Source organism: Tibeticola sediminis (assembly GCF_003843835.1).
GTDB lineage: Bacteria > Pseudomonadota > Gammaproteobacteria > Burkholderiales > Burkholderiaceae_C > Tibeticola > Tibeticola sediminis.
Map to the genome: position 1 here is coordinate 334,002 of NZ_RKQL01000002.1, position 13,011 is coordinate 347,012.

The 13,011-nt window shown below is 66.8% G+C and carries 11 protein-coding genes; 7 read left to right on the forward strand and 4 right to left on the reverse strand.

The features are described from left to right. Nucleotides 1–25: 25 nt before the first annotated feature. The 3 genes from EDC62_RS06505 to EDC62_RS06515 all read left to right on the forward strand — a co-directional run bounded on the left by EDC62_RS06505 (nt 26) and on the right by EDC62_RS06515 (nt 2,684). Nucleotides 26–976, forward strand: coding sequence for a CysB family HTH-type transcriptional regulator (locus EDC62_RS06505; RefSeq protein WP_124221784.1), 951 nt, complete (start codon nt 26–28; stop codon nt 974–976). A gap of 4 nt (nt 977–980) precedes the next feature. Beyond that, a complete protein-coding gene (locus EDC62_RS06510) occupies nt 981–2,162 on the forward strand; it encodes a pyridoxal phosphate-dependent aminotransferase (RefSeq protein ID WP_124221786.1) in 1,182 nt (393 codons plus the stop codon). Nucleotides 2,163–2,264: 102 nt separating this feature from the next. Beyond that, nucleotides 2,265–2,684, forward strand: coding sequence for a hypothetical protein (locus EDC62_RS06515; protein WP_124221789.1), 420 nt, complete (start codon nt 2,265–2,267; stop codon nt 2,682–2,684). 23 nt (nt 2,685–2,707) lie between these two features. On the opposite strand, the gene EDC62_RS06520 is transcribed toward EDC62_RS06515, so the two are convergent. Together EDC62_RS06520 and hrpA are read right to left on the reverse strand one after the other, a co-directional pair. Beyond that, nucleotides 2,708–3,436 carry a superoxide dismutase gene (locus EDC62_RS06520; protein ID WP_245968780.1) on the reverse strand — a complete coding sequence of 243 codons (729 nt, stop codon included), beginning with the start codon at nt 3,434–3,436 and terminating at the stop codon, nt 2,708–2,710. A 381-nt stretch (nt 3,437–3,817) separates the two neighbouring features. Continuing rightward, entirely contained in the window at nt 3,818–7,624 is a 3,807-nt protein-coding gene (gene hrpA / locus EDC62_RS06525; RefSeq protein ID WP_245968792.1) for an ATP-dependent RNA helicase HrpA, read from the reverse strand. A 122-nt stretch (nt 7,625–7,746) separates the two neighbouring features. Between hrpA and argA the strand changes: the two genes are divergently transcribed. Next, nucleotides 7,747–9,096: an amino-acid N-acetyltransferase gene (argA, locus tag EDC62_RS06530; protein WP_124221791.1), complete on the forward strand. Its 1,350-nt coding sequence runs from the start codon at nt 7,747–7,749 to the stop codon at nt 9,094–9,096. Nucleotides 9,097–9,247: 151 nt separating this feature from the next. Here the strand turns inward: argA and EDC62_RS06535 are convergent, their stop codons facing one another. After that, a complete protein-coding gene (locus EDC62_RS06535) occupies nt 9,248–9,757 on the reverse strand; it encodes a disulfide bond formation protein B (RefSeq protein ID WP_124221794.1) in 510 nt (169 codons plus the stop codon). A gap of 159 nt (nt 9,758–9,916) precedes the next feature. Here EDC62_RS06535 and EDC62_RS06540 point away from each other — a divergent pair, with 159 nt between their 5' ends. Further along, the gene (locus EDC62_RS06540) at nt 9,917–10,189 is read left to right on the forward strand and encodes an oxidative damage protection protein (RefSeq protein ID WP_124221796.1); all 273 of its coding nucleotides are present in this window, start codon (nt 9,917–9,919) and stop codon (nt 10,187–10,189) included. A gap of 58 nt (nt 10,190–10,247) precedes the next feature. Next, nucleotides 10,248–12,248: a bifunctional tRNA (5-methylaminomethyl-2-thiouridine)(34)-methyltransferase MnmC2/FAD-dependent 5-carboxymethylaminomethyl-2-thiouridine(34) oxidoreductase MnmC1 gene (gene mnmC, locus EDC62_RS06545; protein WP_124221798.1), complete on the forward strand. Its 2,001-nt coding sequence runs from the start codon at nt 10,248–10,250 to the stop codon at nt 12,246–12,248. Here the strand turns inward: mnmC and EDC62_RS06550 are convergent. Next, complete coding sequence (locus EDC62_RS06550; RefSeq protein WP_170159029.1) at nt 12,232–12,711, reverse strand: CHRD domain-containing protein; 480 nt, start codon at nt 12,709–12,711, stop codon at nt 12,232–12,234. The two genes, mnmC and EDC62_RS06550, sit on opposite strands and share 17 nt — an antisense overlap. Here EDC62_RS06550 and EDC62_RS12990 point away from each other — a divergent pair. Then, nucleotides 12,710–13,009, forward strand: a complete 300-nt coding sequence (locus EDC62_RS12990) for a hypothetical protein (RefSeq protein ID WP_170159030.1) — start codon at nt 12,710–12,712, stop codon at nt 13,007–13,009. The genes EDC62_RS06550 and EDC62_RS12990 overlap by 2 nt on opposite strands. Nucleotides 13,010–13,011: the final 2 nt, after the last annotated feature.

The window sequence follows — 13,011 nt, forward strand, 5'->3', positions numbered from 1 at the left end:
GAGAGCCCTCCCCGGAGTCGCTGACATGAATCTGCACCAATTCCGCTTCGTTCAGGAAGCCTTGCGGCACAAGCTCAACCTGACCGAAGCGGCACGCGCGCTGCATACCTCCCAACCCGGTGTTTCGAAAGCGATCATCGAGCTCGAGGAAGAACTGGGCATCGAAATCTTTGCGCGCCACGGCAAGCGGCTCAAGCGCGTGACGGAGCCTGGCGAACATGTGGTGCGCAGCATTGAAATCATCATGCGCGAGGTGGCCAATCTCAAGCGCATCGGCGAACAATTCAGCGCGCAGGACAGCGGCACGCTCTCGATCGCGACCACCCACACCCAAGCCCGTTATGTCCTGCCGCAGCCGGTGGCCAAGCTGCGCATTGCTTACCCGAAGGTGAACATTGCGCTGCATCAGGGCACGCCCGAGCAGGTCGCGCGCATGCTGCTCGACGATGTCGCCGAGGTGGGCATCGCGACCGAGTCCCTGGCGCAGTTCGACGAACTCGTCACCTTGCCGTGCTACGAGTGGGAGCACATGATCGTTCTGCCGGCGGCGCATCGCTTGGCGGCGGTCGAGCGGCTGAGCCTGGAGGATCTCGTGCATGAGCCGCTGATCACCTACCACCCCTCGTTCACGGGCCGCACCCGCATCGATCAGGCGTTCGCAGCACGTCGCCTCGTGCCCCGGATCGCGCTCGAGGCGATCGACTCGGACGTCATCACGACCTATGTGCGTTTGGGACTGGGCGTTGGGATCGTGGCCGAGATGGCTGTGCGGGATCTTCCGACGCTGTCGGGCGGTGAACTCGTGGCGCGTCCGGCAGGCCACTTGTTTGGGCGCAACGTAGCCCGTGTCGCCTTCCGCAAGGGCGCCTATTTGCGTCACTTCGTGTACAAATTTGCAGAGTTCCTGTCCGAGCGTCTCGACCGCAAGCTGATCGAGCGGGCCATGACCGGCCACGTGGCCGATTACGAAATCTAGCCCCATGAACCCAAGCCCTCCAACGCGCACGCCCGCGCTGCAGACCAAGCTTCCGAAAGTCGGCACCACGATTTTTTCCGTCATGTCGGCGCTGGCGGCCGAGACCGGTGCGGTCAATCTGGGCCAGGGCTTTCCCGACTTCGATTGCGACCCCCGGCTGGTCGATGCGGTGACCGAGGCCATGCGCGCGGGCCACAACCAATATCCACCGATGCCCGGCGTGCCCGAGCTTCGGCAGGCGGTCGCCGACAAGGTGCAGGTGCTCTATGGCCGACGCTACGATCCGGCAGGTGAAATCACCATCACGGCGGGCGCCACGCAGGCAATTCTGACCGCGATCCTGGCCGTGGTGCGCGCCGGCGACGAGGTCATCGTGCTCGAGCCTTGCTACGACAGCTACGTGCCGAACATCGAGCTCGCTGGCGGCGTGGCCGTGCCCGTGCCGCTGATGCCCGGCAGCTTCCGACCCGACTTCGACCGCATCGCCGCGGCGATCACCCCGCGCACGCGGGCCATCCTGGTCAACACGCCGCACAACCCGAGCGCGACGATCTGGCAGGCCGACGACTGGCTGCGGCTGCAGGAAATCCTGGCTCCGACCGATGTGCTGCTCATCAGCGACGAGGTGTACGAGCACATGGTCTACGCGCCCAACCGCCACAGCAGCGCCGCCACGTTCGACGGTTTGGCGGCGCGGGCCTTCATCGTCTCGAGCTTTGGCAAGACCTACCATGTCACCGGCTGGAAGGTCGGCACGGTCTGCGCCCCTGCGCCCTTGATGACCGAGTTCCGTAAAGTCCACCAGTTCAACGTGTTCACCGTGAACACACCGATGCAACACGGCCTGGCGCGCTACATGGCCGATCCACAGCCGTATTTGCAACTGCCGGCGTTCTACGCGGCCAAGCGCGACCTCCTCCGTGCCGGGCTCGAACAGACCCGCTTTCGTTTGCTGCCGAGTGAAGGCAGCTATTTCCAATGCGTGGATATTTCCGGTCTTGCGGTGCCCGAGCGTGATTTACCCGAGGATCAGTTCTGCCTGTGGCTCACGCGCGAAGTCGGGGTGGCGGCGATTCCGCTGTCGGCGTTTTACGGCAACGGCTTCGACCAGCGGGTCATTCGCTTTTGCTACGCGAAACGAGACGAAACACTGCATGCGGCGCTCAAGCGCCTCGCCCGGCTGTGAGCTAGGGCCCTAGCGGTCAGGAGCTTGAATTCCCTCAAACTTTGTAGCAAATGGCCGCGAATGAATGCGGTGAAAGCCGCGGTTTGGGTCACAATCCCCTTCATGGAACCCAAACCCGACCCCAGCGCTTCCGCGGCGCGCCCAGCGAAGCCGGCATGGCATCGTTGGCGGCCTTGGCCTGCGCGCAAGCTTCGGGGTGCGGCTGGGGCGCAATCGCCATCGGCCCTGGCGCGCGGCTGGGATTCGGTGAAAGACAGCGGACGGCGCGAAAAGCAGCGCCTGAGCGACGAGTTGCGCAACATCAAAGGTGCTTGGCCGCTGCTGATGAAGCAGCGCCGCGGTGGCAAATGGACGCCGGAGGACAAGCGGCAGCTGCGTGGCATCCTCCGCTCGGCGTCCGCCCTTGGGCCTTACGTGCTCATCTGGTTCATTCCGGGCTCGATGCTGCTGCTGCCCTTCCTGGCTTGGTATCTGGACCGTCAGCGCCAACGCCACGATCGTGGCCACGCCAGCGACCGGTGAGGCAGGGCTGCCCCCCCCGCGCGCTACCCCAGATTCGCCAGCGCAAATTCCCAGTTCACGAGTTTGTCGAGCAGCGCGCCGACATAGTCAGCGCGGCGGTTCTGGTAGTCGAGGTAGTAGGCGTGCTCCCACACGTCGATGGTCAGCAGCGGCTTGAGGCTGTCGGTCAGTGGGGTTTCCGCGTTCGGAGTGCGGGTGACCTTGAGCCGATCACCATCCGCAACCAGCCAAGCCCAGCCGCTGCCGAATTGGCCCATCGCGGCCGCGGCCAGTTCCTTCTTGCAGGTTTCTACGCTGCCGAAGGAGGCGATCATGCGCTCGCGGAGGGCCGCAGGTGGTTCGCCCCCGCCGCCGGGCCGAAGACTGTTCCAGTAAAAGCTGTGGTTCCAGACCTGCGCGGCGTTGTTGAACACTGCGGCCTTGTCGGGCTGGCCCGCACTGGCCTTGACGATCGCCTCGAGTGATAGATCGGCCATGGGCGTGCCCGCAATCAGTTTGTTCAGATTGTCGACATAGCCCTTGTGGTGCTTGCCGTAATGAAAGCCGATGGTCTGCGCGGAAATCACGGGTGCGAGCGCCGACTCGGGATAGGGCAAAGCGGGCAAGGCGATGGGCGTGGCCGCTGCGGCCTGGCGCGGGAGGGCGAACTCCGCGCCAAGCGCGAGGATGCCGGCTGCACCGATCAGCCAGCGGCGCCTTGCAGGGTCAAACGCATGGGCGTTGGCATCGAGGAACATCTGCGGGTGATTCATGGGGATCTCCTCCATTTCAGAAAGTACCGGGACGACAAGCGGGCGCAGCGCCAAAGCGCCACCGTTGGCGTGGTTGTGCATCGTGACCGGTGAGCCTGAGCCGCGCAAGTACGCCAACGCCAAGGCCCGCATGCAATTGGGGTTGCTGCCGCAGCGTCGTGCGCCGGCGCCCTAGCCTGCCGGCTTGCGTGCCGTCGACCCGATGCAGATCGCAGCCGCTCAGAGGCTGAGAGGGAATTTGGCGTGCCCGAAGGGGCGCCCCAAAACGCGCCCGAGTAGGCGCAAAGCACAGCCGTAGCTCTGGCTACGGCGCGCATTTGCAACGCCCTCTGGCGTGTTTTGGGGCGTCAAAGCGGGCATGACCCATTCCCTCTCAGCCTCTCAGTGCAGCAACTGCGCCCAGAGCTTGTCGAGCCGCTTGGTGCTCACGGGCTGGGGCGTGCGCAGTTCTTGGGCGTAGAGGCTCACGCGCAGTTCTTCGAGCAGCCAGCGGTATTCGTTCATGCGCGCATCGGTCTGGCCTTTGCGCTCGGCGACCAGACGCCAGTAGCGTTGCTCCATGGCCCGCACGTCCGCCATGCGCTGCGCGTCGCGCGTGGGGTCGGTGCGCCATTTTTCGAGGCGCATCACGATGGCCTTGAGGTAGCGCGGCAGGTGCTGCAACGCCGCCCAAGGTGTCTCGAGTAGGAAGCGGCGGGGCATGAGCCGCTGGAGTTGCTGCTGGATGTCGGCCTGAACCTCGGCACTCGGTCGGCAGTCTTTGAGCTTGCGCGTGGCGGCCGCGTATTCCGCGAGGATTTGACTGGCCAAGCGCGCGATCTCGTTGGCGATCAGCGTGAGGCGCGAGCGGCCCTCGCCGACGCGCCGCTCGAAGCTCGTGGCGTCGGTTGGCAGAGGCTCGAGCAGAAAGGCGCGGTCGAGCGCGAGGTCGATGATCTGCGCGCGCAGGTCTTCCAAAGTCCCCAGCCCGAGGTAGGCCACGGCCATTTTTTGCAGATCGGGGATGTTTTTTTCGAGGTATTTGAGGGCGTCGCGGATCTGCAGTGCAAACAGCCGCCGCAGCCCGGCGCGGTGACGCGCTGCCGCGACCTCCGGTTCGTCGAACACCTCGATGGTCACGGCGTCGCCCTGGTCGATCAGCGCAGGGAAGCCGACGAGGGTTTGCGCACCGCGGCGGATTTCCATCAGCTCGGGCAGCGTGCCGAAGCTCCAGGTGGTGTAGCGCGCCTCGGCGTTGGCAGTCGCTGGCGCTTCTGTTTTGAGAGCATGATCGGACCGTTTCGCGCTGGCGTTCCCGGGTTTTTCTTCAGAATTTTGGATCTGGGTGCTGCTTTCGGCCGCTGGGGCCTTTTGCAGCGCCGCCAGGGCCTGGAACGCGCCGCGCGCTTTGCCGCCGAGTTCGGCCTTGAGCGCCGCGAGGCTGCGGCCCTCGCCGAGCTGGCGTCCGTGTTCGTCGACCACGCGCAGGTTCATGAACAGGTGTGGGCTCAGCATGTCGAGCTTGAAGTCGCTGCGCTTGACGTCGAGCCCGCTGTCGCGGCGCACGCGCTCGAGCAGCGCATCGGTGAGGCTGCCGTGACCGAACACGCCTTCCGCGCCCAGTTCCTCAGCCAAGCGTGCCGCGCTCTCAGGCAGCGGCACGAAGCGGCTGCGCGGCTTTTGCGGCAGGCTTTTGAGCAGCGCCTGGATTTTTTCCTTCAGCATGCCGGGCACCAGCCATTCGCACCGAGCCTCGCTGACCTGGTTGAGCACGAACAGCGGCACCGTGACGGTCAGCCCGTCGCGGGGGTTGCCGGGCTCGTGCAGGTAGCTGGCGCTGCAGTCCACCCCGCCGAGGCGCACCACGGGCGGGAAAGCGCCGGTGGTGATGCCTGCGGCCTCATGCCGCATGAGTTCATCACGGCTCAGAAACAGCAAGCGCGGCTGGCTCCGGGACGCTACGCGCCACCAGTCCTCGAGTTGGCGCGCGGTGCAGATTTCGGGCGGAATTTGCTGGTCGTAGAAGGCATAAATCAGCGCATCATCGACCAGCACATCTTGGCGCCGCGCCTTGTGCTCGAGTTGCTGCACCTGCGCGATGAGCTTGCGGTTGGCGGCCAAGAAGGGCAGTTTGCTGTCCCACTCGCCAGCGACCAGCGCCTCGCGGATGAAAATCTCCCGCGCCGCGACTGGATCGACCCGCGCATAGGACACGCGCCGACCGCTGTAAATGACCAGGCCATAGAGCGTCGCGCGCTCGAAAGCCACCACCTCGCCGGCCTTTTTCTCCCAGTGCGGGTCGAGCACCTGCTTTTTGAGCAGATGCGCTCCGATCTGCTCGATCCACCCGTGCTCGATGTTGGCCATGCCACGCCCGTAGAGCCGCGCGGTTTCGACGAGCTCCGCACAGACCACCCAGCGCCCCGGTTTCTTCCGCAAATGCGCACCAGGGTGGCGGTAGAACTTGATGCCGCGCGCGCCGAGGTAGACCTCTTCGTCCTCGAGCTTGCAGCCCACGTTGCCCAGCAGGCCCGCGAGCATCGCGCCATGAATCTGCTCGTAGCTGGCGGGCTCGGTGTTGAGCCGCCATCGGTGTTCGGTCACCACGGTGAGCAATTGCGTGTGAATGTCGCGCCACTCACGCAGGCGTCGCAGATTGATGAAGTTTTGCCGCAAGAGCTGCTCGTACTGGCGGTTCGAAAGCTTGTGCGTGCTGCCGTGGCCGCCGCGCGCCGCATCGATCCACTGCCACAGCCGCAGCGTGGCCGAAAATTCGCTGCGGTCGTCGTCAAACTTGGCATGCGCGGCGTCGGCCTGAGCCTGCGCCCCGATCGGCCGGTCGCGCACGTCCTGCACCGACAGCGCCGAGGCGATGACCAGCACCTCGGACAAAGCGCCGCGCATGCGCGCTTCCAGAATCATGCGACCCACGCGCGGGTCGAGCGGCAGCCGCGCGAGTTCATGACCCAGGGGCGTGAGTTCGCGCGCCTCGTCGGCCGCGCCGAGCTCCTGCAACAACTGATAGCCGTCGGTGATGGCGCGGGCGGACGGCGCGTCGATGAAGGGAAAGTCCTCCACCGCGCCCAGGTGCAGCGACTTCATGCGCAAAATCACCCCCGCGAGCGACGAACGCAGGATTTCGGGGTCGGTAAAGCGCGGTCGCGCCTGGAAATCCGCCTCGTCGTAGAGCCGGATGCAGATGCCGTTGGCCACCCGACCGCAGCGGCCAGCGCGCTGGTTGGCCGCCGCCTGGCTGATGGGCTCGATGAGCAACTGCTCGACCTTTTGCCGCAGGCTGTAGCGCTTGACGCGGGCCGTGCCGCTGTCGATCACATAGCGGATGCCCGGCACCGTCAGCGAGGTTTCGGCGACGTTGGTGGCCAGCACGATACGCCGGCCGGTATGGGGCTCAAAAATGCGGTCCTGCTCGGCCTGCGAGAGCCGAGCGAACAGCGGCAGCACCTCGGCCCCGCGCGTCAGCGGCGAATGGGCCAAATGTCCGCGCAAATGGTCGGCGGCTTCGCGGATTTCGCGCTCGCCGGGCAAGAACACGAGGATGTCGCCCTGCTGCGCGGGCTCGCGCCAGAGCTCGTCGACGGCTTCGGCGATGGCCTCGTTGAGCCCGAAGTCGCGCGATTCCTCGAACGGACGCCAGCGCAACTCCACCGGATACGTGCGGCCCGAGACCTGAATGATGGGCGCGTCACCCGCCGCAGACGCAAAGTGCCGCGCGAAGCGTTCGGCGTCGATGGTGGCCGAGGTGACGATCAGCTTCAAGTCCGGCCGCTGCGGCAGGATGCGCCGGAGATAGCCGAGCAGGAAGTCGATGTTGAGGCTGCGCTCATGCGCCTCGTCGATGATCAGCGTGTCGTAGGCCTGCAGCAGCGGATCGCTTTGCGTCTCGGCGAGCAGAATGCCGTCGGTCATGAGCTTGACCGAGGCGTCCTTGGCCAGCCGGTCGTGAAAGCGCACTTTGAATCCGACCACCTCGCCCAGCGGCGTGTGCAGTTCCTCGGCGATGCGCTTGGCCACGCTGGTGGCGGCGATGCGCCGCGGCTGGGTGTGGCCGATCAGTCGGGGCCGCTCGCCGGGCCGCGCGTTCATGCGCCCGCGACCGAGCGCCAGCGCCATCTTGGGCAGTTGCGTCGTCTTGCCCGAGCCGGTTTCGCCGCAGACGATGATCACCTGATGCGCGGCCATGGCCGCCATGATTTCCTCCCGCCGGGCGGAAACCGGGAGGGATTCGGGAAACTCGAGGTTCAGCGGGGGCGCTACGGGCACGGACACGGGCAGTCTTTGATGGAGAATCGCGAATTATCCTTGCGCGCCCCATGTCCACCGTCTTCAACTTCACCTTCGTGCCCTGGTTCCGGTCGGTGGCACCGTACATCCATAAGTTCCGCAACCAGACTTTCGTGGTGGGTGTCTGCGGTGAGGCCATTGCCGCGGGCAAGCTGCCCAATCTGGCGCAGGACCTCGCCCTCATCCAAAGCATGGGCGTGAAAATCGTGCTGGTGCACGGCTTCCGTCCGCAGGTCAGCGAACAGCTGCGCCTCAAGGGCCACGAGGAAAAGTATTCGCACGGGATGCGCATCACCGACGAAGTCGCGCTCGACTGCGCGCAAGAGGCCGCCGGTCAGTTGCGTTACGAAATCGAAGCGGCGTTCAGCCAGGGCCTGCCCAATACGCCCATGGCCGGCGCCACGGTGCGCGTGATTTCCGGCAACTTCATCACCGCGCGACCCGTGGGCATCGTCGACGGGGTGGACTTTCAGCACTCGGGCGTGGTGCGCAAGGTCGACGTGGCGGGTATTTCGCGCACGCTCGACATGGGGGCGATGGTGCTGCTTTCGCCCTTTGGCTTCTCGCCGACCGGCGAAGCCTTCAACCTCGCGATGGAGGAGGTTGCCACCTCGGTGGCCAGCGCCATGCAGGCCGACAAGCTGATCTTCGTCACCGAAATACCGGGCATTCGTGTGCGGCCCGAGGACCCGCCCGGCGACGACAACCCGATCGACACCGAACTGCCGCTGGCCGATGCCGAAGCCTTGCTGCAGCGTCTGCCGCCGCCCGAGAAACCCACCGACACGGGCTTTTACCTCCAGCATTGCGTGCGCGCCTGCAAGTCCGGCGTCGAGCGCAGCCACATCATTCCGTTCGCGGTGGACGGGTCTCTCTTGCTCGAAATCTACGTGCACGACGGCATCGGCACCATGATCGTCGATGAAAAACTCGAAGAGCTGCGCGAGGCCACGCCCGACGATGTCGGCGGCATCCTGCAACTGATCGAGCCGTTCGAGAAAGATGGCACGCTCGTCAAGCGCAGCCGCACCGAGATCGAGCGCGACATCGCCAACTACACCATCATCGAGCACGACGGTGTCATCTTTGGCTGTGCTGCGCTGTATCCCTATCCTGAGGCCAAGACCGGCGAGATGGCCGCACTGACGGTCTCACCGCAAAGCCAAGGCCAGGGCGATGGCGAAAAACTGCTCAAACGCATCGAGCAGCGCGCGCGGGCCTTGGGTCTGGAGAGCATTTTCGTGCTCACCACCCGGACCATGCATTGGTTCATCAAGCGGGGCTTCCAGCCGGTCGACCCTGATTGGCTGCCCGAAGCCCGCAAACGCAAATACAACTGGGACCGCCGATCCAAGGTGCTGGTCAAGCGGCTGACCTGAGAGGCTGAGAGGGAATCGGTCATACCCGCTTTGACGTCCCAAAACACGCCCGAGGGCGTTGCAAATGCGCGCCGTAGCCCGAGCTACGGCTGTGCTTTGCGCCTACTCGGACGCGCTTTGTGGCGCCTCTTCGGGCACGCCCAATTCCCTCTCAGCCTCTGAGCTTCACCCAGAGCCAGATCGCGCCGGCGCCCATGGCCGTGAAGACGAGGAAAGACCAGTTCGCGATCGAGCCGCCCAGGAAGGTCCAATCCACCTTCGAGCAGTCGCCGCTGCCTTTGAAAATCAGCGGAATCGCACGACTCAGCGGGAAGCTCTCGATCATTCCGTAAAAGTCGCGCCCGCAGCTCACGACGGGCGGCGGATACCACTGCAGCCAGCTCTGCCGGGCGGCCGTAAACGCCCCAAAGCCCGCAAACAGCGCCACCGCTGCGGTCGCGTAGCGCTGGGGGGCGATGCGGCGGCTCGCAGCGCCCACCGCCGCGGCCAGCGCCACCGCGATCAGCGCATAGCGCTGCACGATGCACATCGGGCACGGCACCAGGCCCACGGCTTCTTGCAGATACAAACCAAAGGCAAGCATCGCCACGGCCGCCGCAGCGACCGCGGCCAGCGCCCGACGGCTGTGCCGTGCGGGTTCGCGCCAATCCGGGAAATTCATCGTTCGTCCATTCTCAGGGGGAAATGCTCGGGGAATTGTGCCTCGAACGCGCGAGCCGGGCGGTTTTGGCGCGAAAATCGCAAGCAAGACACACGGATCGGCGTCCGGCTGGCTTCCAGCGGCGCCCCGCGAGCATTCACCCCAGGAAGGATTGCACCCATGGCACGGATGGTTCATTGCATCAAGCTCGGCCGCGAAGCCGAAGGCCTCGATTTCCCGCCCTACCCCGGCGAGCTGGGCAAGCGCATTTGGGAAAACGTCAGCAAGCAGGCCTGGGCCGATTGGCTCAAGCACCAAACCATGTTGGTCAACGAAAACCGCTTGAACCTCGCCGACGCGCGGGCGCGCCAATACCTCGCGCGTCAGATGGAGAAACATTTCTTTGGCGAAGGCGCCGACCAGGCCGCCGGCTACGTGCCGCCCAGCGCCTAAGCCTAAAACCATTGCGCGGGCGTCGCGCATACGCTGACACCGTACCGCCAATCCACCCATGTCCAGTCCCGTCCGTTGGGAAGCCGACGGCACGCCTTGGAGCGAGCGCTTTCAGGACATTTACCGCAGCCGCGGCGGCGCGGACTTGAGCGGCCTGGCGCAGGCGCGTCATGTTTTCCTCGGCGGCTGCGCCCTACTGGCGCAGGACGGCTCGCCTGCGGCCTGGGCCGGCGTTTCCGACTGGCGCGTCCTCGAAACCGGCTTTGGGCTCGGCCTGAATTTTCTCGCCACCTGGCAGGCCTGGCTCGAGGACCCGGCGCGGCCCGAGCGCCTGCACTACGTCGGCGTCGAAGCCTGGCCGCCCGACGCTGCCGACCTGCTGCGCAGCGTGGCCCACCTGCCCATGCTGCAGCCGCTCGCCGAACGCCTCGCGGCGGTCTGGCACGGCCTCTTGCCGGGCTGGCACCGCTTCGAATTTGAAGGTGGGCGCTTGCGGCTCACGCTGTGCGTGGGCGAGGTGCGCGCGGCCTTGCGCGAACTCGCCTTTGCCGCCGACAGCGTGTTCCTCGACGGTTTCGACCCGGCGCAAAACCCCGAGATGTGGGATGTGCACACGCTCAAAGCCGTGGCGCGGCTATGCCGGCCCGGCACCCGTGCGGCGACCTGGACCGTCGCGCGCGCCGTGCGCGAGCATCTGACCCAAGCTGGCTTCGTCGTTGAAAAAGCGCCGGGCCTGCCACCCAAGCGCGACTGCCTGCGTGCCCGCTGGGCACCGGCCTGGACGCCGCGCCACGCGCCGTATGCGCCAGTCTGGCCGGCGGCGCAACCGGGGATGGCGCTCGTCATTGGCGCCGGACTCGCAGGGTCATCCGTTGGCTATAGCCTCGCGCTGCGGGGCTGGTCGGTGACGGTACTCGACCGGGCCGAGGCACCAGCCTCTGGGGCTTCGGGCTTGCCGGTCGGGCTGGTCGCGCCGCGTGTCAGTCCCGACGACCGGGCGCTGTCGCAACTCACGCGCGCAGGGGTGCAGGCCACGCTGACCCGGGCGCACCGGCTGCTCCGCGTAGGGGAAGACTGGGCGCCCAGCGGCGTGCTCGAGCGCTGCCTGGCCCCGGCGGCCGCCCACGCCGCCGACCCCGACGCCAACGCCGACCACCCCACGCGCGGGCGCCGCGGCCGCAGCCTGCCGCCCGATTGGCTCCAGCCGGGCCATCCCGGAACCGTCTGGTCCCGGCTTGCCGACGCCGACGACGGGGCCAAGGCTGGCTTGGCGCCCGAGGACGCCACGCACGGTGCAGCGCTGTGGCATGGGCGCGCGGCCTGGCTGCGGCCCGCAGCGCTGGTGCGTGCGCAACTCGCTCAGCCCGGCATCCGCTTCGTCGGTGGCTGCGCGGTCGCGGGTCTGAAACGGCAAGGCGCACGCTGGCGAGCGCTCGATGCACGGGGCGCCGTGCTGGCCGAGGCCGACTTCGTGGTCGTCGCGTCGGGCTTCGACAGCCTGGCCTTGCTGCGCGCTTGGACCGCAACCCCGCTGCCGCTGCACGCGCTGCGCGGCCAGGTGGCGATGGGGCCCATGCCCGCCGAGGCCGAGGCCTTGCCGCGGGTGCCGGTCAACGGCTGGGGCAGTCTGATTGCGAATGTGTCGATCGACGCGCGGCCGGGCTGGATCTTTGGTTCGACCTTCGAGCGTGACTGCGCCGAGGCGGTGATCCGCGCAGGCGACGTGCAGCAAAACCTCGCCAAGCTCTCGGTCCTCAGCCCCGCAGCGGCACGGCAGCTGGCACCGCAGTTCGCCGCCGGGCAGACCCGGGCCTGGGCCGGCGTGCGCTGCACGACCCCGGACCGCGTGCCGTTGGTCGGCCCCTTGAGCCGAGCGGGCGCCGATCCGTTCGAGGCCCCTTGGGTCTGCACGGCCATGGGGGCGCGCGGCCTCACGCTCTCGGTGCTCTGCGGCGAGTTGATCGCCGCGCGAATCGCGGGCGAGCCCTGGCCCGTGCCGCAACGGCTCGCCGCCCTTCTGCGTGCGCAGCGTCACACCGAAGTCAACGCCGCTCGATGAGCTGCCCGCGCAGTTCGCCCTGGGGATAGCGGGCGGTCGCAAGGCTCACATACCAGCGCCCGGCGCGCAGGTCCGCCATTTGCGCTGCCGTCAGCGTTGCGCGGCCCTCGGCAGGGCTGCGGATCGGCAAGGGCATCGCCTGCTGCACCGGCGCGTTCTGGCCGACCGCCGCGGGTCCGTGAAAGGCCGCCTGGGTCACCGGGCCCGACAAACGCGCAAAACTCAGTTTCCAGCGCAGCAATCCGGTTCGCGCATCCAGCAGCGCATCGAGCTGCCCGTAGCCCTGGCTGCGCACCGGTGACACGACGTTGTTGCCGACGAGTCGGGTACTGAAGGTCCACAGATAGGCGGGATTGTCGGGCGTAGCCGAGCCCGTGGGGCGGACTGCGTCGATGGATCCGCCCGGGCTCGTCGCCCGCGGCGCCGAAGCGCAAGCGACCAGCGCGGCCAGCACGGAACCCATGACGAGCAGCCGCCAGCGGCTCGGGTGGGAGCTGGGTAGCGCGCAACCCGGCTGCGGGCGGTCTGCGTCGTTGCAAATCTTTGCCATCGCTCCGGCTGGGGCTGCGGTTTGCGCCTCGCACCCCATCGCGCCGCCGCTCGCGCGCTTTCGCATGAACGGATTCAGCCTTGCCTTGGCCCTCAACCCCTGCCACCTGGAGATACTCATGGAAACCCTCGACATCAGCCCCTACGCAGGCGGCGCGACCGTCCAGGCGCGTGGCCATCGAGCGACGTACACTGAGGCGTTGCTTGCGTAGGA